Below are 22,199 nucleotides of genomic sequence, written 5' to 3'. Positions count from 1 at the left end.
GCCATTATGCCAGCAAACCCCGTCCCTACCATCGACAGCAGCTGCAACTTTTCGCTTTACCTGCGTCGCCTGCTCGATGCGCACCCCGAGCAGCGCGAGCGCCTCACCGCCCGGCTGCATAGGCCGTTTGACCGGCAGGAAATGGAGGAGTTTACCGACTGGGCCACATCCCTGGCTCCCGAGCTCTTCATGTCGCGGCTGCGGCAGCTGCGCCAGGCTGTCATGGCGCGCCTGATCAGCCGCGACCTGGGTGGGCTGACAGGGCTCGACGAAGTGGTCGGCACCATCAGCGAGTTAGCCGAATTCGCCGTGCAACGCTCGCTGGTCGTCGCCCACGCCGCGCTCTCCCATTATGGCCAACCGATCGGCGAGGAAAGCGGCCAGGTCCAGGAGCTGATCGTCATTGGCATGGGCAAGCTGGGCGGCGGCGAGCTCAATGTCTCCTCGGACATCGACCTGATCTTCATCTATCCGGAAAACGGCGAGACCAACGGCGGGCGCCGCATCAGCAACATCGAGTACTTCACCCAGCTCGGCAAACAGATCATCCGCTTCATCAACGACCAGACCCCCGATGGCCAGGTGTTCCGCGTCGACATGCGCCTGCGCCCCTACGGCGACTCCGGCCCGCTGGCGATGAGCTTTGCCGCCCTGGAAAACTACCTGCTGTCGCAAGGGCGCGAATGGGAACGCTACGCGTGGATCAAGGCCAAGGCGCTCACCGGTGATACCGACGGCCTGGCCGAACTGGTGCGCCCCTTCGTCTACCGCAAGTACCTCGACTACAACGCCTACGGCGCGATGCGCGAACTGCACGTGCAAATCCGTCGTGAAGTGGCACGGCGCGACATGGCCGACAACATCAAGCTCGGGCCGGGCGGCATCCGCGAAGCCGAGTTCATCGCCCAGGTGTTCCAACTGATCCGGGGCGGCCGGGAGAAGAGCCTACAGCTCAAGAGCACCCGTGAAACCCTCGCCCGCCTGGCCGAGATGCGCCTGCTCGAACCCGACGCGGTGCACGAGATCATGGAAGGCTACGTGTTCCTGCGCAACCTCGAACACCGCCTGCAATACCTGGACGACCAGCAGACCCAGACGCTGCCCTCCTCGGCGGAAAATCGCGCCAAGATCGCCGGCAGCATGGGCTTTGCCGACTGGCAGGCGTTCATGGACGCCCTCAACATCCATCGCCGCCACATCACCCGCCACTTCGAACAGGTCTTCTTCCTGCCGACCGAAAACGCCGTCGCCCACCCGTTGACGCCGCTGTGGTGCGACATCGGCGACGACGACAGCATCCCGGAACAACTCGCCCGCCTGGGGTACCAGGACGGCAACAGCGTCGCCCAGCAGCTGAAGAGCCTGGCAGCGAGCCAACGCTACCAGCAGATGCCGCTCGCCAACCGCAAGAAATTCGACGCGCTGATCCCGCCGCTGATCGAGGTCGCGGCAGCACTGCCGCACCCCGACGTCACGCTCGCCCGCATCATCACCCTGCTGGAAACAATCAGCCGCCGTGCCTCCTATCTGGCGCTCCTGACCGAATACCCGCAGACGCTGCAGCGCCTGGCCTCGCTCTACGCCAGCAGCTCCTGGGTGTCGAACTACCTGACCCGCCATCCCATCCTGCTCGACGAACTACTGGACGCCCGCGTGCTCTACGCCACCCCGGACTGGCCGCAACTGGCCGCGCAACTGGAAGAGCAGCTTTCGGCCAACCCTGGCGACACCGAGGGCAAGATGGACGCGCTGCGCCACTTCAAGCACACCCAGACCTTCCGCCTGGTGGCACAGGATCTGGCCGGCATGTGGACGGTCGAGGCCCTGTCCGACGAGCTCTCCCGGCTGGCCGATACCGTGCTCGAGGCCACCCTGCGCCATGCCTGGCTGGAAATGCCGACACGACACCGCGACGTCCCACGCTTTGCCATCATCGGCTACGGCAAACTGGGCGGCAAAGAGCTGGGCTATGCCTCGGACCTCGACATCATCTTCCTGCACGACGACCCCCACCCCGACGCCGCCGACCTCTATTCGCGCCTGACGCGCAAGATGTCGACCTGGCTCACCAGCGTCACCTCGGCTGGCCTCCTGTACGACATCGACCTGCGCCTGCGCCCGAACGGCTCCAGCGGCCTCTTGGTCAGTTCGCTGGAAGCCTTCGAGAAATACCAGCACCACGACGCCTGGGTGTGGGAGCACCAGGCCATGACCCGGGCCCGCTTCGTCGCCGGCGATGCCGCCATCGGCGAACGCTTCGAGGCCATCCGCCACGACGTCCTCACCCTGCACCGCGATCCTGCCGTGCTGCGCGAGGAAGTGCTGGCCATGCGCCAGCGCATGCTCGAATCGCACCCGGCACGGGAAGACGACGTCAAGCACGCCCGCGGCGGCATCATCGACATCGAATTCCTGGTGCAATACCTGATCCTGGCCCATGCCCACGAACTGCCGACCCTGACCCGCAACGCCGGCAACATCGCGCTCCTGGGCGTGGCGGCCGATGCCGGCCTGATCGATGCCGGACTGGCCGCCGCCGCGCGCGAAGCCTACCGCCACTATCGTCGCCTGCAGCACGCCGCCCGCCTCAACGACGGCAACAGGATCGAGGTAAACGACAAGTTGCGGCATTTCTACCACCAGGCCCAAGCCTTGTGGCAAGCCGTGCTGGGCGGCTAGCCCGGAAACCGGCCCGGGGCTGTTTTTCGTCCCGGCCGGTTCACAAGCGGGGCGACGACGGTATAATCTGCCGCACAATACTTTTCAGACGGAGAAACACGATGTCCATGGCTGACCGCGACGGCTTCATCTGGTACGACGGCAAACTGGTCGACTGGCGTGATGCCACCACCCACGTACTGACTCACACCCTGCACTACGGCATGGGCGTGTTCGAAGGCGTGCGTGCCTATGAAACCCCGAAAGGCCCGGCCATCTTCCGTCTGCAGGACCACACCGACCGTCTGTTCCGCTCGGCCCACATCCTCGACATCAAGCTGCCGTTCACCAAGGAAGAGATCAACGCCGCCCACGTCGAAGTGGTGCGCGCCAACCGTCTCAAATCCTGCTACTTCCGCCCGATGGCCTTCTACGGCTCGGGCAAGCTGGGCGTGGCGCCGCCGGTAGGCGACGTGCACGTGATCGTGGCCGCCTGGCCGTGGGGCGCCTACCTCGGCGAAGAAGGTCTGGAGCGCGGCATTCGCGTTAAGACCTCGTCCTTCACTCGCCACCACGTCAACATCACGATGTGCAAGGCCAAGGCCAACGGCAACTACATGAACTCCATCCTCGCCAACACCGAAGCCACCCGCGACGGCTACGACGAGGCGCTGCTGCTCGACGTCGAAGGCTACGTAGCCGAGGGCTCCGGTGAAAACATCTTCATCGTGCGCAAGGGCAAGCTGTACACCCCGGACCTGACCTCGGCGCTGGAAGGCATCACCCGCGATACCGTGGTGCAGATCGCCGGCGAGATGGGCCTGGAACTGGTCGAGAAGCGCATCACCCGCGACGAAGTCTACAGCGCCGACGAAGCCTTCTTTACCGGCACCGCCGCCGAAGTGACGCCGATCCGCGAGCTGGACAACCGCGCCATCGGCAGCGGCACGCGCGGCCCGATCACCACGGAAATCCAGAAGCGCTACTTCGACTGCGTCAAGGGCCTCGACCCGGCGCACGAAGAATGGCTGACCTACATCGAACAATGAACGTCCCGGCCGGCCCTTGCCGTGGCCGGCCTGCAAGGAAGCAAGCATGACCGCACTGAAAGAAAATACCCAACGCGTGATCGAAGTCACCGAGAAGGACCTGCCGCTGCACTGCCCGATGCCGGACATGGTGAAGTGGAATGCCCACCCGCGTGTCTTCCTGCCGGTGCACAAGACCGGTGAAGCGCTGTGCCCGTATTGCGGCACCCGCTACAAGCTGGTTGGCCCGGTGAGCGGGCACCACCACTAATCCGCCGCGAGGACACGACAGAAGGTGCGGCTCGCTGCCGCACCTTTTTGCTTTGTATCGATGATGAAAAAAATCCTGGTGATCGCCCCGTCCTGGGTGGGTGACGGCGTCATGGCCCAGCCACTGTACCGGCGCCTGCACGAACGCCATCCGGACCTGGAACTGCACGTCTTCGCCCCCAGCTGGACACTCCCCTTGCTGGCGCGCATGCCCGAAGTCCACAAGGCCCACCTCAATCCGTTCGGCCATGGCCAGCTGCGCCTGCGCGACCGCTGGCAAGTGGGCCGCATGCTCGCCCGCGAGCGTTTCGACCAGGCCATCGTCCTGCCCAATTCGATCAAATCGGCACTGGTGCCGATGTTTGCCGGCATTCCGCGCCGCACCGGCTTCCTCGGCGAGTCGCGCTACTGGCTACTCAACGACGCGCGCGAGCTGGACGAAACGGCGCTGCCGATGATGGTCGAGCGCTTTTGCGCCCTGGCCGAGGACAAAGACCAGCCGGTGGTGCGCCCGATCCCGCACCCACGACTCGCCAGCAGCGCAACCGGCAGACAAACCGCCCTCGCCCGCCTGCAACTCGATACCCAAAAACCGGTTGCCGCCTTCTGCCCCGGGGCGGAATATGGCCCGGCCAAGCGCTGGCCGAGCCGGCACTTTGCCGAACTAGCCCAGCGCTTCACCCGGGCCGGCTACCAGGTGTGGCTGTTCGGCTCCCCCAAGGACAAGGAGATCGGCGACGAGATTGCCGCCCTGTCGGGACATACGGCCATCAACCTCTGCGGCAAGACGGGCCTCGACGAGGCGATCGACCTGCTCAGCCTGGCCAGTGTCGCCGTCTGCAACGACTCCGGCCTGATGCACGTTGCGGCCGCGCTGGACGTACCGCTGGTCGCCCTGTATGGCTCCTCCAGCCCGGATTTCACGCCGCCGTTGACATCACGCTCGGCCATCGCCACGCTGAATCTGGAATGCAGCCCCTGTTTCGAGCGCCAATGCCCCTACGGGCATACCGACTGCCTCGAGAAACTCGTCCCCGACATTCCCTGGAAAGCCGTCGTCCAGTTTGTGCCGCCGCTGACGGACAAGGCCGATGAAACGTAACCGGACACTGACCAAAACATGACCACGCTGGAAAAGAATACGCCACTGGAAGAAAACAGCCGCCGGATGGAACTGGTACGGGCCGCCGCCAAATTGTTCCGCGACCAGGGTTACGAGCGCACCACGGTGCGCGACCTCGGCAACGCGGTTGGCTTGCAATCGGGCAGCTTGTTCTACCACTTTCGCACCAAGGAAGAAATCCTGGTTGCCGTAATGGCACTGGGCATCAGCAGCACCACCGAGCAACTGGAGCGGGCCATCGCCAAGGCCGGATCGACGCGCGAGAAATTGTCCGCGCTGTTCCACGTTCACCTGAACTCGCTGCTCGGCGACAATCAGGCGGCGCTGGAAGTCATGCTGTACGAGTGGCGCAGCGTCTCCGAGGCCGCCAAGCCGGGGTTGATCCTGCTGCGCGACCGTTACGAGGCGCTGTGGCAAGCCGTGCTGGACGAGGCAGCGGCGGCAGGACTGATCAAGCCGGATACGCGCCTGCTGCGCCGCACCCTGCTAGGCAGCCTGCACTGGTCCGTCCAGTGGTACCGCAAGGATGGCGAACTGTCCGTGGACAAGCTTGCTGACCGTATGCTGGATCTGGTCTTGATCGAACAATCGAAATAACCGGATTACACGGGCCATGTCGTTTTTCCACCCAGGCAGGCGATCATTACTGCAGCATGATTCGCAAGCTGGGCTAGAATATCAGCATCACGCCTTTCGGCAGCAGGTCCGCACATGAACATCGCAGGTAGCACAGCCAGCATTGGCTACACCACCGTTGCGCCAAGCGCGGCTTACCGCACTGATCGCGACCCGCTTCCCGAGTCGACACCCGACACCTCGGTCGACTCCAGCCCCCTCGCGTCGGCGGCGGCCGGCATCACCGTGCCGCGCCGCAGCGAGAGCATCGCCCAGGTCGAGAGCGAGCTCAGCCGCCAGCTGACGGTGAGCCAGACCACCGGCACCGAGGCCGACAGCGCCGCGCCCGACGCCACGGCGACGAGTACCAGAAAGGCATCGGCCGCAGCAACAGCCTACGCCGACAACCCCGAGTCGGCACCACCTTCCCGGCCAACCCAGACGGACACTGCCGGACAATTGAACGCCACGGCTCAACTAGCCGTCACCCAATATCAGGCGCACCAGGCGCTACTTGACACGGGCAATGATTCCAGCCCGCGCCGGATTTCCCTTTCCGCCTGACCGCGCGGCAACTCCACAAAAGGAGAAGGCCCGGCACATCCTCCGTGCCGGGCCTTCGTCGTATTCGTTCCCACACCGCGCTATTCACTCTGCCAAGCGCCGCGCCAGTTCACGCGCCTTGAGCGAGGCGGCCACATCCCCCTGCCGCGCCGCCGCCACATACCAGCGAATCGCCTCGCGCAAGTTCTGCGCCACCCCGTCGCCGTGCTCGTACAGGCTGGCCAGCAGATACTGCGCGCCGACATCGCCTTGCTCGGCGGCCGCCTTGTACCACTTGGCCGCCTGCAGGTAATCCTGCATCACGCCGCGCCCCAGGTAATACTGGGTGCCCAGGCTGACCTGGGCATCACGGTAGCCTTGTCGCGCCGCCAGGTCGAACCAGCGGGTTGCTTCCGGCTGGGAGCGCGGCACACCATCGCCGTTCTCGTACAACAGCCCCATCGCGTACTGCGCTCGCGACAAACCATGGCCGGCAGATTTACGCAGCAGCTCAAGCGACTTGTCACGGTTGGCCGAAACCCCCTGCCCGTGCCAGTACATCATGGCGAGATTGAACTCAGCCACCGGCTCACCTGCGCGAGCCCCCTCCTCGAACAGCTTCCGGGCGGTAGAATAATCCCCCCCCTGATAGGAGGACCAACCCGGTATCGCCGGCTTTTCTTCTGCCAGCACGAAGAGACTCAGGCCGAACAAACACGTCAGCATCAGGTAACGCACGGCATCCTCCTTCATCGGAAGAAGTTACAGCCGCCGCTGGCCGCTCAGGCGGTGACATCGACATTCTGACCCAGATGAGGAGGATTGACCGATGCCACCTGCTCGGAAGCGGTCACCGCGCCCTCGACCAAGGAGAGCACGGTATCCGACACCACCTCTCTGGCCTTGTTCAAGGAGTACACTTGCAGCGTCGTGGCAACATCCACCGAACCGGCTTGACTAATCGGGTCCATGCCCACATCTCCCACATTGCTTGCTACTATTTTGACTGTAACCTCCGGCAGCGGTTCTGTCAGTCATAACTTGTTAAAATACTGATCTACACCCCAAGAACAGGAACATCTCCATGAGCACGACTCGCCACAGCCCTCTTCTCATCCTTGGTTCTGGCCCGGCCGGCTACACCGCTGCAGTCTATGCCGCGCGCGCCAACCTCAAGCCGGTGATGATTACCGGCCTGGCACAGGGCGGCCAGCTGATGACCACCACCGACGTGGACAACTGGCCGGCGGATGCCGACGGCGTGCAGGGCCCCGAGCTGATGGTGCGCTTCCAGCAACACGCGGAGCGTTTCGGCACCGAGATGATCTTCGACCATATCCACACCACCCACCTGCAGGAAAAGCCGATCCGCCTGGTCGGTGACGCCGGCGAATATACGTGCGACGCCCTGATCATCGCCACCGGCGCCTCCGCCCAGTACCTGGGCCTGGCCTCGGAAGAGGCCTTCATGGGCAAAGGTGTGTCGGCTTGCGCCACCTGCGACGGTTTCTTCTACCGCAATCAGGATGTGGCGGTGATCGGTGGCGGCAACACCGCTGTGGAAGAGGCCCTGTACCTCGCCAATATCGCCAAGCACGTGACCCTGGTGCACCGTCGCGACAGCTTCCGTGCCGAGAAAATCCTGATTGACCACCTCATGCACAAAGTCGAGGAAGGGAAGATCACGCTGGCCCTGAACCAAACGCTGGACGAGGTGCTGGGCGACGACTCCGGCGTAACCGGCGCACGCCTGAAGAGCACCGCCGATGGCTCGACCCGTGACATCGCCCTGACCGGGGTCTTTATCGCTATCGGCCACAAGCCGAACACCGATATCTTCAAGGGCCAGCTGGAAATGGACAGCACCGGCTACATCATCACCAAGGGCGGCCGCGAAGGCAATGCCACCGCCACCAGCGTGCCGGGCGTATTCGCCGCAGGCGACGTGCAGGACCATATCTACCGCCAGGCCGTCACCAGCGCCGCCTCGGGTTGCCAGGCGGCCCTCGATGCCGAGCGCTTCCTGGACGGCAAGTAAGCCTTGAAGCCCTTCAAGGAACAGCTGAAGGGGTTTCGCAAACAGGCAAGGCAAGCCGCCTTGCCTGTTTTGACTCCGGTCAAGCCTCCCGAGCCGGAGCCGGACTTTCGCGCGCTGTTCAGTGACGTCCGCCCGGTGAAGGACGGCAACCGTGTCCCGCCGTACAGCCCCAAACCCAGCCCGCGCCCGCGTCAGTCGGATCGATATGGCCAGCTCCCCCTGGAGTTGGAAGCGGCGCTGCTGGCGCATGCCGTCGGCTGGTTCGAGCCGGCCGAACTCGAGCGCAACTTTGCCCGAAACGGCATGCCCGCGGCCACGCTCAAACGCCTGCGCGCGGGACACTGGCCCGTTGTCGCCGAGCTCGACCTGCACGGACTCGACCGCTACCAGGCCCAGGACACCCTGACGCTATTCCTGCACCGTGCTGGCTTGCGAGGGCAGTGCGTGCGCATCATCCACGGCAAGGGCTTCGGCTCGCAAGGCGAACCGGTGCTCAAGCGCATGGTACGCAACTGGCTCAAACACCACCCCGAGGTACTGGCCTTCTGCGAGGCGGACGAACGCCAGGGTGGCAGCGGCGCCTTGATGGTGCTGTTGCGCCGCCCTTCCTCACCGAACAAATAACCCCTCTTCCCAGCGTCATGGGTTTCCGCTAGTCTTCAAGAAAAGGGCAGGCCCATGTCATTACCACCCTACCCAGGAGCTACGCATGCAAGGCGAACGCTGCCCCGACTTCACCCTGCCGGCCACTTCCGGCAAAACGTTCACGTTGGCCGAAGCCGGCAAACCGCTGGTCATCTATTTCTACCCCAAGGACAACACCCCTGGCTGCACCAACGAATCGATGGCCTTCCGCGACCTCTACACGGAATTCAGCGCAGCCGGTGCCGAGGTGGTCGGCATCTCGCGTGACAGCCTGAAGTCCCACGAAAACTTCAAGACCAAACTCGAACTACCCTTCGAATTGCTGGCCGACCAGGAAGAAGTCGTCTGCAACCGTTTCGCTGCCATCAAGATGAAGAACATGTATGGCAAACAAGTAAGGGGGATCGAGCGCAGCACTTTCGTCGTCGACGCGCAGGGTAACGTGGCGCGGGAATGGCGTGGCGTGAAGGTGCCAGGCCACGCCGAAGAAGTGCTGGCGTTCGTCAAGACGCTTTGAGCGCAGCCCTGCCCGGCATCCCCGGCCGGGCACTGCGCAGACAAGGGGACTCATCATGACAAGCCACAGGAAAAGCAGAATCGCCAAGCTGTTTGTGCTGGACACGAATGTACTGCTGCACGACCCGACCTGCCTCTTCCGCTTCGAAGAGCATGATATTTTCATCCCCATCATCACCCTCGAAGAGCTCGACAATCACAAGACCGGCATGTCCGAAGTGGCGCGCAACGCCCGCCAGGCCAGCCGCTTCCTGAACGAGATCGTCAGCAGCACCGACGCCCGCATCGACGCCGGTATCTCGCTGGCCGGGCCCAGCAAGGATGCCGCCTCCGGCAAGCTGATCCTGCAGACCCAGGCCATTTACAGCGTGTTGCCCACCTCGCTGCCGGTCGGCAAAGCCGACAACCAGATCCTCGGCATCGTCATGGCGCTCAAGGAACTGCATCCTGAACGCCCCGTCATCCTGGTGTCCAAAGACATCAACATGCGCATCAAGGCACGTGCGCTGGCACTGGACGCGGAAGACTACTTCAATGACAAGGTGCTGGAAGACACCGACCTGCTGTACACCGGATCGCGCGAGATCGATGCCAGTTTCTGGGATCGCAACAGCGAAGACCTGCGCTCGTGGCAGGAGCATGACCGACGCTACTACCAGATCAAGGGGCCGGACGTGCCCGACATGCACGTCAACCAGTTGCTCTGGCAATCCGGCGAGCAGCCGTTGCTGGCCATGGTCACCAAGATCGAGGGCAAGACCGCCTTCCTCGAGACGCTCAAGGACTTCAGTCATCAGAAGAACAACGTCTGGGGCATCGTGGCGCGCAACCGTGAGCAAAACTTTGCTCTCAACCTGCTAATGAACCCGGATATCGACTTCATCACCCTGCTGGGCCAGGCGGGCACCGGCAAGACCCTGTTGACGCTGGCGGCGGGACTCGCCATGACACTGGAACAGAAACTCTACTCGGAAATCATCATGACCCGGGTGACGGTGCCGGTTGGCGAGGACATCGGCTTTCTGCCCGGCACCGAGGAAGAAAAGATGACGCCCTGGATGGGGGCGCTGGAAGACAACCTCGACGTCCTCAACAAGAGCGACGACGACGGCGGAGACTGGGGCCGTGCCGCCACCCGCGACCTGATCCGCTCGCGCATCAAGGTGAAGAGCCTCAATTTCATGCGCGGCCGCACCTTCCTCAACAAGTACCTGATCATCGACGAGGCGCAGAACCTCACGCCCAAGCAGATGAAAACGCTGATCACCCGCGCCGGCCCCGGCACCAAGGTGGTCTGCCTCGGCAATATCTCGCAGATCGATACACCCTACCTGACCGAAGGCAGTTCCGGGCTGACCTACGTCGTCGACCGCTTCAAGGGGTGGGTGCACTCGGGCCATATCACGCTGCAGCGTGGCGAGCGCTCGAGACTGGCCGATTTCGCTGCCGAAGTGCTATGACGCACCCCCGTCTCGAGGTCATTCACGAGGCGGCAAAAGGGGTGGCGCGAAACGCGCCGCCCCTTTTGTTCCTGCATGGGGCGTTCTCCGCCGCCTGGTGCTGGCAGGCGCATTTCCTGCCCTGGTTCGCCGAGCAAGGCTACGATTGCTGGGCACCCAGCCTGGAGGGACACGGCGGCAGCAGCGGACGCAACTACCTGTCCGGCATCAGCATCGACGACTATGTGCGCAATCTGTCGGCCATGATTCGCCAGATCGGCCACACCCCGATCGTCATCGGCCACTCGATGGGGGGCTTCGTACTGCAGCAATACCTTGCCCTGCACAGCCTGCCGGGCGCCGTCTTCCTGGCCTCGGTGCCGCCGCACGGGCTCGCCGGCTCCAGCCTCCGTTTGCTGAGCCAAGCGCCATCGCAGTTCCTTGCGTTGAATCTGTATCAGAACGGCATGAACCAACCGGACTGGCGCGAGTTGCGGGACATGTTGTTTTCTCCTGCCGCCAGCAACGAGGTCATCGCCCTGATGGCCAGACAAGCCCAGCAGGAAAGCCAGCGCGCCATCATGGACATGACCCTGGTCAACCCGCTGTTCATTCGCCCGTTGCCGCCGGTGCCGGCGCTGGTGCTGGGTGCCGCCGACGACAGGCTGATCTCGGCTGCCGACGTGGTCGCCACCGCCTCCCGGCTCAACTGCACCGCCGAGATTCTGCCAAGCATCGGCCACATGATGATGCTGGACGCCCACTGGCCCCAGGTTGCCAATCGCATACTGGAATGGCTCGACCAGCACTGGCCACAACCTGAAGCCTAAACCTGCCCCCAATTGACCCCAAGGTTGGCCGAAGCGGCCTCAGTTGCCGCGTTTACTGCGCCGGAACTCCCATGGCGCTTGTGGGGCGCTCCCTTCCCACAGCCCCAGGCGTTGGCCGCGCGCCTGCTGTTCGGCCGCCTCGTAGCGGGAGAAATCCTTAGCAGACTGATTCTTGCTGGCATAAAAGCGATAATGCCAGGCGTAACCCTCTTTGAGCTGAGCCAGATTGACGTCCGTCGCTCCTTGCCAGACACGCCCCACGATCCGGCCATAACGGTCTTTTTCCACCACGTCCACCTTCACCACCTGGCGATAAACGCGGGCAGCCAGTACCTGCTTGGCACGCTGCCCATACGGCTGAGCCTTCTCGGGTGCATCGATGAAGGCAAACCGGATCTTGTGCTGCTGTTGCGCCGCATCCAGCACGGTGATGGTGTCGCCATCGGCCACCCCAACGACAACTCCGCTGATTTCTCCGTTATCCACCTGGGCGAAATAGGCACCAACCGCTAAGAGCAGCGTGACGCCTGCGATCAGCTTTTTAGCCGTGGAGGCCCCGGAAAACAGCGTCATGACGGCACCGAGTTGCCGCTGATTCACTTTCATCTGCACATGCACCCTTCACAAAACAAAAACGGCCTTGCGGCCGTTCCACTGTATATCGACAATCAGCGATCGCTCTCATGCCGGCGAGGCTGCCACAACACGTCAGGGCGGCCCTCCACACGGTTGAGATGCCGCGCCAGCACGAACAGGGCGTCAGACAAGCGATTGAGATACTGCCGGGCCGTTTTCGAGACCTCCTCCTCACGAGCCAGCGCCACCACTGTCCGTTCCGCGCGACGGCAGACTGAACGGGCCTGGTGAGCCAGCGCGGCAGAACGCGAACCGCCAGGAAGGATGAACTCCTTGAGCATCGACAACTCGGCGTTCATCTCTGTCACCTTGCCCTCCAGCGCCAGTACCTGGGCCGGCTGCAGCGCCTTGTAGCCGGGTACGGCCAATTCCGAACCGAGGTCGAACAGCACGTGCTGCACCTCGCTTAGCCAGAGCGCCACCTCAGACGGCAGCGCTTCGGCCAACAGTACGCCGATCACACTGTTCAACTCGTCGACATCGCCCATGGCGGAGATGCGAGTGGCATCCTTGTCAACCCGGCTACCGTCACCCAGACCGGTCGTTCCATCGTCACCGGTGCGGGTGACGATACGTGACAGCCGATGCCCCATCACGACTTACCGTCCCGTTCGTCTCGGCCAATTTCGCTGATGGCCTGACGCAGGCTCTCACGCAGCGTTTCGTTGAACAGCATCTCGTAGTCCTCTTTCAACTGGTGCATGACGCCGGCCAGCATCTGCCGCGCCTGCATTTCCAGTGCATCCTGCAACCACAGCGACAGCTCGACTTTCATCCGCGGCAGAATCTTCTGCGTCAGTGAATCGATCAAGGCCTGCTCATCTACCACGGCGCAGGAGGGTTCAGGGCTCTTCTCCACCACTGTATCCGCACCGACAACCGGTTCGGGCCGCTCCAGCAACGGCGCCACCGCGTCAGGCATCGCCTCGGGACCCGGCTGCGGCACGGGTGACGACACGGCTGCCACGCTGCTCTCAGGCATGAAGGAGGCTTCAACCTCAACCGTCGTGACGCCGGCAGCACCATCCTTCAAGTCCCCATCGACAGGAACAACGTGATCCAACATGGTGGCCCGGTCGGGCGACATGGCGGAGGTCCCCAGCTCAGACGAACCGCTCGCTCCCGGCAGCAGTTCGTCAAGCTCCGACGCAAGGATTGGTGGTTCTTCCTCTTCCAACACAGGCAGATCAACAGCCACACTGTCCAGCCCGGCCGCCGCTTCCGCCAAACCAATCCCATGCGGTAGATCCAGCGCGACTTCCTCGTGAACCGAAGGCTGAACTTCCTCGGTCTCGTTTGCCGCCGCCGAAAGCTCGGTCAATTCGCCGTTGACGAATTGCTCGAGCCACGCATTGCCATCAACTTCCGTAGGCGACTCGGCAACGCCGGCCGACGGCGAGGGAGGCTCTTCTGCCGGGAGGTTGTGCACCTCGGTGGTTTCCACGAACGAGACATCCAGCTCCGGCAAGGCCGGAACGCTGGCCAATTCGTCTCCCTCCCCGGACGGAGCGTACGTCACAGCCCACGAAGAAGACGGCTCGGGACCGACCCCACCACCCAGCACGCCAGACGGCAAGCTGTCGATATCGATACGCTGCTGAGCCAAAACCGGCTCGGTAGCCACATCCATGAGAGGGGTCGGATCCACCTCGACATTTTCAGCCCAGGACGCGAACCGATCCACCACCGGCTCGGCGGCGGCAACGTCCGGTTCAACTTGCCCGTCACCAGACACGCCATCTGGCACCCTGCCCTGGTCTTGATCTGCCGTTGGCACGATGGCGACAGCGGCTTCCGGGACGTCGTCTGTCGGCCACGGAATCGAAACCGGGCGCGCCAAACCGACCGAATCCGGCACGGAGGCCACGGTAGCGCTCTCGGATTGCACGTCCGGAGCTGCCACCGGCTCCGACCATTCCATGGTCAGCTCGGGGATATCCAACGCACTGTCCGGTAATGGTGCAGGCTCGGCCGACGTCGTCGCCGGTGTCAGCACAAAATCAAAGACGCCCGCACCCAGATCGCCCGCCGGGGCTGCTTCATTCTCCGGCGGCACCGGCACAGCCTTCTGCAACTCGGGCAGGACCTCGCCCAGCGCCAGCTCGTCCAAGGCAGCCACGTCGAGATCCAGCGACGGCAGGTTCGAAAAATCCACTACCGGCTCGTTACTCGCGGGCATCGGCCCCACATCCAGCACATCGTCGAGGGGTAACTCAGGAATCTCCAGCTCGATGGCGGCGGCATCCGGCATGGCCGTCGCCATCGCATCCAGTTCGCCGGAGAAGTCGAAGTCTGGCAGCTCGAAGGGAGGCTCTTCCGCCAGGACGGGCGGCGCAGCTTCTTCGACTACGTCGGTCAACACCGGGAGTTCCAGACCAGCGGGAAGCGATGCGTTTTGCGAGGGATTCATCTCAGAGGTGACTCATATCGTGATGTTCGATCTCGTAGGCTGCCGCGCGGTAGAACCGAAAGCGCTCGCGCGCTGTCGCCAACGACGCCTCGTCGCAACCGACAATTTCCAGAATACGGGCAAAGTGCTCGGGATGTGCTGGCAACTCCGGTCCCAGATTCAACAGAACCGGGTGCTCCAACTCGGCTGGCAAGCGCGTCGTGAGCCAGATCGGCGTTTCCGGAGCTTCGCCAGCCTCCAGCTCACAATGCGGCACGAACTGGATATCCGCGATGCTCCACAAGCGGGCACTGAAGCCGGCCAATTGCCCTTCGTCGGCCAACCACACCAGCAAACGCTCGCCCTTGCGGAATACCGTTTGGGCAAGCCGGCAAGCAAAAGCCTGGGGGTCGGCGACGTTGGTGTAAAAGTCAATCCGCGGCATCGTCAACCAAATCGTGAGATTCACGCCGTGGCCGGCCGCGACGCACCACGTTACCGACGGCGATATCGGCTCGGTCCTGCAGGAACTGAACCAACAGCGGCACGGGACGGCCGGTAGCCCCCTTGTCCTTGCCGCTCTTCCATGCGGTTCCGGCAATATCCATGTGGGCCCAATCGAAGGACTTGGCAAAACGAGACAGGAAACATGCCGCGGTAATGCTGCCGGCCGGGCGCCCACCGGTATTGACCATGTCGGCGAACGGGCTCTTGATCGCCTCCTGATACTCGTCCCACAGCGGCAAGTGCCAGGCACGATCGCCGACTTCTTCGCCCGCCGCCAGCAATTCGCGCGCCAGGGAATCCTGGTTGCTGTAGAGGCCACTGGCGACGTTGCCCAAGGCGATGATGCAGGCGCCGGTCAGCGTGGCGACGTCGATGACCAGTGCCGGATTGAAGCGTTCGGCAAAAGTCAGGGCATCGCACAGGATCAGTCGGCCTTCGGCGTCGGTATTGAGAATTTCGACGGTCTGACCGGACATGGTCGTCACGATGTCACCCGGTTTGTTGGCCTTGCCCGACGGCATGTTTTCGCAGGTGGGAACGATGGCGATCAGGTTCAGCGGCAGCTGCATTTCGACAGCGGAGCGGAATGCGCCCAGCACGGTCGCCGCGCCGCACATGTCGTACTTCATCTCGTCCATGCCTTCGCTTTGCTTGAGCGAAATGCCGCCGGAATCGAATGTAATGCCCTTGCCGACCAGCACAATCGGCTTATCGTCCGTCTTGCCGCCCTGGTAGGACAGTACGATCAGACGAGCCTCTTCTTCGCTGCCCTTGGCCACCGACAGGAAGGAGGTCAGGCCTAGCGCCTCGATGGCGTCGGGAGCGTAGATATCGGCCTTGACCGAGAACTGGCGGGCCATGTCCTCCGCCTGCCGGGCGAGATAATCCGGCGTGCATACGTTACCCGGCAGGTTGCCCAGGTCCTTGGCGAAATTCATCCCGTTGCCGATGGCCAGGCCGCGCTGCAGGCCTTTTTCGCCGTCGGCCAGGTCGCTGCGACGCGGCACCGCGAGGGTGAGCTTGCGCGGCTCGCGCGGACCGTCTTCGGACTTGGTCTTGAAGCGGTCGAAACGATACAGGGTGTCGAGCGTTACCACGGTCGCCTGCTCGATCATCCACTCCGCATCATGCTTCTTGACCGCCAGTTCGGTCAGATAGCTCACAGCCTCATTGGCCGACGTCTGCGTCAGGGCCCGAACCGAGCTGCGGATCGCCTCGCGATACTCCTTGGCGCGGAAATCACGCTCCTTGCCCAAGCCGACCAGCATCACCCGGTCGCACAGTGTGTGCGGCACCGCATGCAGGATGAGGGTGGAGCCCAACTTCCCCTCCATGTCTCCGCGGCGGATCACATCGCTGATGAAACCGTTGGAAATGCGATCGAGCAGGTCCGCAGCGAAGGTCAGCTTGCGCGACTCGAACACGCCGACGATAACGCAGGCGACGCGCTGTTTTTCCGGGCTACCGCTTTTTATGTTAAATTCCATCGTGAACTCTCATGGATTATGTGCGTCAATTATGCCTGTTCCAACCGTGTGTCAGCCGGTTACGCCCAAGAATAGAGGCATTGACCGCAAACAGATAGTCTCCCACTCCAGAATTTGCCAAACAGGCACCTCTGAAAATTCATTCAAATTATCTCTACGCTTAACATAAAAAGTCAAAAAGGCCCTGCTCAATGGTTTTTCAAAAAAGCCTGACCCGTGAATTGACTTTTACTGCGGTCAGCGTGTTCGTGGTCCTGTTGGCCATTCTGGTCACTACCCAGACCATCAATCTGCTCGGCCGTGCCGCCGAGGGGCGCATCGCCAATGAGGCGGTAGCGGCCCTGATCGGTTTCTGGACACTCGGCTTGTTTCCCCTGCTGTTGATTCTCACCGTATTCATCAGCGTCCTGGTGGTGTTGACCCGACTCTGGCGGGATCATGAAATGGCCGTCTGGCTGGCCTCGGGTGTGTCGCTCAAGGACTGGGTCAAGCCGGTGCTGCGTTTTGCCGTCCCCTTGGCCATTCTGGTCGGCATCTCATCGCTACTGATCGGACCCTGGGCTGAGCAGCGCAGCCACGAATACGCCGAAATCCTCAAACAGCACGAGGATGTTTCGGCCATATCCCCCGGCATTTTCAAGGAATCCCACTCCTCCCGTCGCGTCTATTTCGTCGAGAATTTCTCCGGAAAGAACGGCTCGGCTGCCAACATCTTCATGCAGGACATGAGCAAGGGTAAGGTGGCCAGTATTTTCGCCAAATCCGGCCGAATCGTGACCAACGAGCAGGGCGAGCGGCTTCTGCTGCTGGAAAACGGCCGGCGCTATGTCGGCAATCCGGGAGAGGCGGACTATGAAGTTGCCGAATTTGCCCGCTACAGCGTGGTCATCAATGACCAACCCCAGTTTATTCCCTCAGGCAACTCGCGCCAGACCATGACCTCCGCCGCGCTGGCCCTGAGCGACAAGGCCGGCGACAAGGCCGAACTCGGCTGGCGGGTGTCCATGCCCATCAGCACGGTCGTCCTGGCGCTACTCGCCATTCCCTTGTCTTATTTCAATCCGCGCAGCGGCCACACCTACAACCTTCTGCTGGCCCTGCTGGCTTACTTCGTTTACCAAAATGCCCTAACCCTATGCCGTAACTGGGTGCTGCAAGATCGCCTGAGCGCCTATGCGATGCTGGCTCCCCATATGCTGATGTTGCTGGTAGCACTCGGCATGCTGGCGTACCGCAACCGCCCGGCCAGTTCACCGGGTCGCTTCCTGGGCCAGCTCATCCGGAAATCCTGATCCATGAAACTGATTTACCGCTACATCACCACCCAGCTGACCGTGGCCACGCTGTATGCGCTAGCAGCCCTGCTCGCACTGTACGCTTTCTTCGACATCATCAAAGAAGTCCCCGACTTGGGACACGGCAGCTACGGCGTGCCGCAGATGCTGCTCTACATTGCGCTCCTGATGCCGGGTCACGCCTACGAACTGATGCCCCTCGTGGTTCTGATCGGCGGCATGGTCGCCATGACCCAGCTCGCCACCAGCAGCGAATACACCATCATCCGCACCAGTGGCGTCACCCTCGCCCAGGTCGCGGGCGTGCTGTTGCGTTTCGGCATCGGCTTTGCCGTGATCACCGGCCTGCTGGGCGAATTCGGCGCCCCGTTCTCTGAAAAGCAGGCGGAGCGCATGAAACTATCGGCGACCAAGTCGATGGTCACCCAGGAGTTCCACTCGGGCATCTGGGTCAAGGATGACCAGAATTTCATCAACGTGGGCGAAATGCTGCCGGACAACACCCTGCTCGGGGTTCGTATCTACACCTACGACAAGGACTACCGCTTAGTGCAAACCCGCTTTGCCGAGCGCGGCACCTATCAGCGGCCACAGCACGTGTGGCGACTCGAAAAGGTCAAGGAAACCACGCTGGGCGACAAGGCGACAACAACACGCCAACTCAACACCCTGGATTGGCATTCGGTGATCGAACCGTCGATCCTCGACGTGCTGCTGGTAGTCCCCGAGCAGATGTCGGCCATGGACCTGACGACCTACATCGAACACTTGCGCAGCAATGAGCAGAAAACCCAACGCTACGAAATTGCCTTGTGGAGCAAATTTTTCTATCCGCTGGCCTGCATCTCCATGGCCCTGGTGGCTCTCGCCTTCACGCCGCGCCAACGCCGTCATGCCCAACTGGGGATAAGGCTGTTCGTCGGCATCTGCCTGGGGGTCGCCTTCCACTTCGTCAACCGGCTGTTTGCGCACCTGGGCCTGCTCTACGACTGGAATGCCATGTTTGCGGCCACGCTCCCCACCCTGTTGTTCCTGCTGGCGGGCATTACCATCACCGTGCGACAAGAAAGGCGCTGACATGACCGATCCGATGCTCGAACGCTGCAAGGCCTGGCGCCGGACACTCAACGACGGTCGTCAGCGGCTGGCTGAGGCCTACTTGAAGAAGCGTGATCCGGAGCGCTTCCTCAAGCAATACAGCCAGGTCGTCGATGGCATCCTGCAGGACATGTGGGGAGCACTGGAGCTCGGCCAGCAGGCGGCGCTGGTCGCGGTCGGCGGCTACGGGCGCGGGCAATTGTTCCCGCACTCCGACATCGACCTGCTGTTCCTGCTGCCATCGGCCACCGAAACCGAGCTGAACGATGCGATCACCCGCCTGATCGGCCTGATGTGGGATAGCGGACTGGAGGTCGGCCACAGCGTGCGCACCCTCGCGGAGTGCCTGGAAGAAGCCGCCAACGACATTACGATCGAGACCACGCTGCTGGAAAATCGTTTCCTTGCCGGAGACGCCCAGCTACACCAGGAAGTCTGTACCGCGCTCGCCCAGCAGCGCGACCCATTGGCCTTTTTCGAAGGCAAGATTCTCGAACAGCAGCAGCGTCATAACCGCTACTTCGGTGTCACCAACAACCTCGAGCCGAACGTCAAGGAAAGCCTGGGCGGCTTGCGAGACCTGCAAACCATCCTGTGGATCAGCAAGGCCATCGATCTGGGCGACAACTGGGATGCGCTGGTGCGGCGCGGCATCCTGACCTTGGCCGAAGCCCGCCTGATCAAGCATAGCGAGAGCCAGCTGCAGAAACTGCGCATCGACCTGCACCTGCTGGCGCGCCGGCGCGAAGATCGTCTGATCTTCGACCTGCAACAGCAAATGGGCCTGGCTTGGGGGCTCAAGGACACCCCGGCCAAGCGCGCCAGTGAACAGGTAATGCAGTTGTATTACCGTGCCGCCAAGACGGTCGGCCAGCTGAACGGCATTCTGCTCCCCAACCTGCGGGCACGGATTTATTCGCAGGTGCCGCGCGTCACGCAGAATCTCAACGCCCGCTTCTATAGCGTCAACGGCATGCTGGGGATTCGTCGCCCGGACGTGTTTGAGAAAGAGCCGTCGGCGATTCTGGAAGCCTTCCTGATCCTGCAGAGAAACCCGGAATTGACCGGCTTTGCGCCGCGCATGCTGCGCGCCCTATGGCACGCGCGCAGCCGCATCAACGAGAAATTCCGCCGCGACCCGACCAATCGGGCGCTATTCATGCAGATTCTGCGCGAACCCGGTCTGACCCGAACGCTGCGACGCATGAATCTGTACGGCGTACTGGGCAAGTACCTGGCCAACTTCGGCCGCATCGTCGGTCAGATGCAACACGATCTGTTCCACGTTTACACTGTGGACGAACACATTTTGATGGTGGTGCGCAACCTGCGCCGCTTCGCCATCAGTGCTTTCAGCCACGAATACCCACTGCTCTCTAGGCTGATGAACGATTTTGTCCGGCCGGAAGCGCTGTACGCGGCCGGGCTGTTCCACGACATCGCCAAGGGCCGGGGCGGCGACCACTCGGTGCTCGGTAAGGACGACGCGCGCCAGTTCTGCGAAAGCCACGGCCTGTCGGCCGAAGATACCGAGCTGGTGGTGTGGCTGGTCGGCGAACACCTGACGATGTCGAGCGTCGCCCAAAAGCAGGACATCTACGACCCGGATACCGTGCTGCGCTTTGCCGACATGGTGCAAACCCCGCGCCGCCTCGCGGCACTGTACATGCTCACCGTGGCCGACATTCGCGGCACCAGTCCCAAGGTGTGGAACGCCTGGAAAGCCAAGCTGCTGGAAGACCTCTATCACGCCACCCTCAAGGTGCTGATGAGCGGCGGCGCACTGGACGTGGCCTCCGAGCTGAATGACCGCAAGCAGGAGGCCCTCACCCAATTACGCCTGTTCGCAGTACCCGACGACGCCATTCAGCGTTTCTGGGATGAGCTGGACACGGTCTATTTCCTGCGCCACGAAGCACGCGAGATCGCCTGGCACACCCGGGTGCTGAACCGTTTCACCCACGTCACCGAACCGATGGTCAAGACGCGACTGTCGGACGACCGCGAAGGCATCCAGGTTCTGGTCTATACCCCGGACCAGCCGGAGCTGTTCGCCCGCATCTGCGCCTTCTTCGGTCGCAGCAATTACAGCATTGCCGACGCCAAGATTCATACCACGCGGCACGGCTACGCGCTCGACACGTTCCACGTCTTTATCCCGGAGCACCATGATGGCGACTACCGGGATATGATCAACTTCATCGAATTCGAACTGGCGGACTGCCTGAAAAAAGCGGCACCGATCGCTCTGCCTCCCGCGGGCCGTATCAGCCGCCATCTCAAGCACTTCCCGGTCAGCCCCCAGGTCATGATCCGCCCCGACGACCGCGACAACTTCTTCGTGCTGACGATCGTTGCGGGCGACCGGCCCGGCCTTCTGGCGCGGATCGCCAAGGTGCTGACCGGCTACCGGCTCAACGTCCACTCGGCCAAGATCATGACGCTGGGCAGCCGCGTCGAGGACTCCTTCCTGGTCACCGGCTCGGCGTTGAAAGACGGCAAGAGCGTGCTGGCGCTGGAGGGAGAACTGCTCGAAACGCTGCGCCTGTAACGAAGGAGAAAAGCATGCTGTTCCTGGAAGACCTGACCCCCGGCCGACGCTTCGAGACCAGTAGCCATACCCTCACCGAGGAAGAGTTGCTAGCCTTCGCGCACCAGTTCGACCCGCAGTTTTTCCATACCGACCACGAAGCGGCCAAGAACAGCGTGTTCGATGGCCTTGCCGCCAGCGGCTGGCACACCAGCAGCCTCAGCATGCGTCTGGTCGCCCTGTCCGATCTGGGCACGGTGGCGAACGGGTTGGTCGGCATGGATATCATTTCGATGCGCTGGCCACGCCCCACCCGCGCCGGGGACACTCTCACCGTGTGTGTCGAGGTGCTGGAAAATCGCCGCTCCAACAGCCAGCCCGGCTTCGGCATCGTCACCGTACGCTGGACCACCACCAATCAGCGGCAGGAAATCGCCATGCAGCTGGAAAACCGCATCTGGGTCCAGGCGCGCGGTGAAGCGGACTGAGCCGATAGAGCCGGCCCGCCCGACATGATCGTTTGAGGGTTAAGCAGGGCGTGCCACAACAGCA

22 protein-coding genes are annotated in these 22,199 nt (G+C 62.6%); 15 read left to right on the top strand and 7 right to left on the bottom strand.

The features are described 5' to 3' along the window. The first annotated feature begins 6 nt into the window (after positions 1-6). The 6 genes from glnE (at position 7) to FURADRAFT_RS09560 (ending at position 6,258) form a co-directional block, all read left to right on the top strand. Complete coding sequence (gene glnE, locus FURADRAFT_RS09585; protein WP_008953940.1) at positions 7-2,679, top strand: bifunctional [glutamate--ammonia ligase]-adenylyl-L-tyrosine phosphorylase/[glutamate--ammonia-ligase] adenylyltransferase; 2,673 nt, start codon at positions 7-9, stop codon at positions 2,677-2,679. A gap of 101 nt (positions 2,680-2,780) precedes the next feature. Continuing rightward, positions 2,781-3,707 carry a branched-chain amino acid transaminase gene (locus tag FURADRAFT_RS09580; protein WP_008953939.1) on the top strand — a complete coding sequence of 309 codons (927 nt, stop codon included), beginning with the start codon at positions 2,781-2,783 and terminating at the stop codon, positions 3,705-3,707. Between the two features lie 46 nt (positions 3,708-3,753). Then, on the top strand, positions 3,754-3,957 hold the full coding sequence (locus FURADRAFT_RS09575) for a zinc-finger domain-containing protein (protein WP_008953938.1): 204 nt from the start codon (positions 3,754-3,756) through the stop codon (positions 3,955-3,957). A gap of 60 nt (positions 3,958-4,017) precedes the next feature. Beyond that, positions 4,018-5,058, top strand: a complete 1,041-nt coding sequence (waaF, locus tag FURADRAFT_RS09570; RefSeq protein WP_008953937.1) for a lipopolysaccharide heptosyltransferase II — start codon at positions 4,018-4,020, stop codon at positions 5,056-5,058. Between the two features lie 18 nt (positions 5,059-5,076). Next, positions 5,077-5,676 (top strand): TetR/AcrR family transcriptional regulator, encoded by a 600-nt coding sequence (locus tag FURADRAFT_RS09565; protein WP_008953936.1) that lies wholly within the window; start codon positions 5,077-5,079, stop codon positions 5,674-5,676. A gap of 114 nt (positions 5,677-5,790) precedes the next feature. Then, positions 5,791-6,258, top strand: a complete 468-nt coding sequence (locus tag FURADRAFT_RS09560; RefSeq protein WP_008953935.1) for a hypothetical protein — start codon at positions 5,791-5,793, stop codon at positions 6,256-6,258. An 84-nt stretch (positions 6,259-6,342) separates the two neighbouring features. Here the strand turns inward: FURADRAFT_RS09560 and FURADRAFT_RS09555 are convergent, their stop codons facing one another. Together FURADRAFT_RS09555 and FURADRAFT_RS09550 are read right to left on the bottom strand one after the other, a co-directional pair. Further along, on the bottom strand, positions 6,343-6,975 hold the full coding sequence (locus FURADRAFT_RS09555) for a tetratricopeptide repeat protein (protein ID WP_008953934.1): 633 nt from the start codon (positions 6,973-6,975) through the stop codon (positions 6,343-6,345). 44 nt (positions 6,976-7,019) lie between these two features. Then, positions 7,020-7,208, bottom strand: coding sequence for a hypothetical protein (locus tag FURADRAFT_RS09550; RefSeq protein ID WP_008953933.1), 189 nt, complete (start codon positions 7,206-7,208; stop codon positions 7,020-7,022). 113 nt (positions 7,209-7,321) lie between these two features. On the opposite strand from FURADRAFT_RS09550, the gene trxB reads away from it, so the two are divergent. The 5 genes from trxB to FURADRAFT_RS09525 all read left to right on the top strand — a co-directional run bounded on the left by trxB (position 7,322) and on the right by FURADRAFT_RS09525 (position 11,705). Further along, entirely contained in the window at positions 7,322-8,275 is a 954-nt protein-coding gene (trxB, locus tag FURADRAFT_RS09545) for a thioredoxin-disulfide reductase (protein WP_008953932.1), read from the top strand. Positions 8,276-8,335: 60 nt separating this feature from the next. Next, positions 8,336-8,899, top strand: a complete 564-nt coding sequence (locus tag FURADRAFT_RS09540; protein ID WP_236261567.1) for a Smr/MutS family protein — start codon at positions 8,336-8,338, stop codon at positions 8,897-8,899. Between the two features lie 85 nt (positions 8,900-8,984). Then, the gene (locus FURADRAFT_RS09535) at positions 8,985-9,437 is read left to right on the top strand and encodes a peroxiredoxin (RefSeq protein ID WP_008953930.1); all 453 of its coding nucleotides are present in this window, start codon (positions 8,985-8,987) and stop codon (positions 9,435-9,437) included. A 55-nt stretch (positions 9,438-9,492) separates the two neighbouring features. After that, positions 9,493-10,896, top strand: a complete 1,404-nt coding sequence (locus tag FURADRAFT_RS09530; protein WP_008953929.1) for a PhoH family protein — start codon at positions 9,493-9,495, stop codon at positions 10,894-10,896. Next, positions 10,893-11,705, top strand: coding sequence for an alpha/beta hydrolase (locus FURADRAFT_RS09525; RefSeq protein ID WP_008953928.1), 813 nt, complete (start codon positions 10,893-10,895; stop codon positions 11,703-11,705). The genes FURADRAFT_RS09530 and FURADRAFT_RS09525 overlap by 4 nt, the downstream gene beginning before the upstream one ends. Positions 11,706-11,744: 39 nt before the next feature. Here the strand turns inward: FURADRAFT_RS09525 and FURADRAFT_RS09520 are convergent, their stop codons facing one another. From FURADRAFT_RS09520 to FURADRAFT_RS09500, 5 genes are all read right to left on the bottom strand, one after another. Then, positions 11,745-12,311: a thermonuclease family protein gene (locus tag FURADRAFT_RS09520; protein ID WP_008953927.1), complete on the bottom strand. Its 567-nt coding sequence runs from the start codon at positions 12,309-12,311 to the stop codon at positions 11,745-11,747. 62 nt (positions 12,312-12,373) lie between these two features. Next, positions 12,374-12,934, bottom strand: coding sequence for a cob(I)yrinic acid a,c-diamide adenosyltransferase (locus FURADRAFT_RS09515; protein ID WP_008953926.1), 561 nt, complete (start codon positions 12,932-12,934; stop codon positions 12,374-12,376). Further along, complete coding sequence (locus tag FURADRAFT_RS09510; protein WP_236261566.1) at positions 12,934-14,703, bottom strand: hypothetical protein; 1,770 nt, start codon at positions 14,701-14,703, stop codon at positions 12,934-12,936. Before FURADRAFT_RS09510 ends, FURADRAFT_RS09515 begins: the two co-directional genes overlap by 1 nt. A gap of 49 nt (positions 14,704-14,752) precedes the next feature. After that, on the bottom strand, positions 14,753-15,175 hold the full coding sequence (locus FURADRAFT_RS09505) for a DNA polymerase III subunit chi (RefSeq protein WP_008953924.1): 423 nt from the start codon (positions 15,173-15,175) through the stop codon (positions 14,753-14,755). Continuing rightward, positions 15,162-16,724 (bottom strand): leucyl aminopeptidase, encoded by a 1,563-nt coding sequence (locus FURADRAFT_RS09500; RefSeq protein WP_008953923.1) that lies wholly within the window; start codon positions 16,722-16,724, stop codon positions 15,162-15,164. The genes FURADRAFT_RS09505 and FURADRAFT_RS09500 overlap by 14 nt, the downstream gene beginning before the upstream one ends. 191 nt (positions 16,725-16,915) lie before the next feature. Here FURADRAFT_RS09500 and lptF point away from each other — a divergent pair, with 191 nt between their 5' ends. From lptF to FURADRAFT_RS09480, 4 genes are read left to right on the top strand one after another with little or no spacing between them, the layout of a single operon-like run. Next, complete coding sequence (gene lptF / locus FURADRAFT_RS09495) at positions 16,916-18,016, top strand: LPS export ABC transporter permease LptF (protein WP_008953922.1); 1,101 nt, start codon at positions 16,916-16,918, stop codon at positions 18,014-18,016. A gap of 3 nt (positions 18,017-18,019) precedes the next feature. Beyond that, entirely contained in the window at positions 18,020-19,096 is a 1,077-nt protein-coding gene (gene lptG, locus FURADRAFT_RS09490) for an LPS export ABC transporter permease LptG (protein WP_008953921.1), read from the top strand. Position 19,097: 1 nt separating this feature from the next. Further along, the gene (locus FURADRAFT_RS09485; RefSeq protein ID WP_008953920.1) at positions 19,098-21,668 is read left to right on the top strand and encodes a [protein-PII] uridylyltransferase; all 2,571 of its coding nucleotides are present in this window, start codon (positions 19,098-19,100) and stop codon (positions 21,666-21,668) included. Positions 21,669-21,682: 14 nt separating this feature from the next. After that, on the top strand, positions 21,683-22,135 hold the full coding sequence (locus FURADRAFT_RS09480) for a MaoC family dehydratase (protein ID WP_008953919.1): 453 nt from the start codon (positions 21,683-21,685) through the stop codon (positions 22,133-22,135). Positions 22,136-22,199: the final 64 nt, after the last annotated feature.

The organism is Pseudogulbenkiania ferrooxidans 2002 (assembly GCF_000174355.1).
In the GTDB taxonomy this organism is placed as follows: Bacteria; Pseudomonadota; Gammaproteobacteria; order Burkholderiales; family Chromobacteriaceae; genus Pseudogulbenkiania; species Pseudogulbenkiania ferrooxidans.
This window is presented reverse-complemented; position numbering and strand designations above follow the sequence as displayed.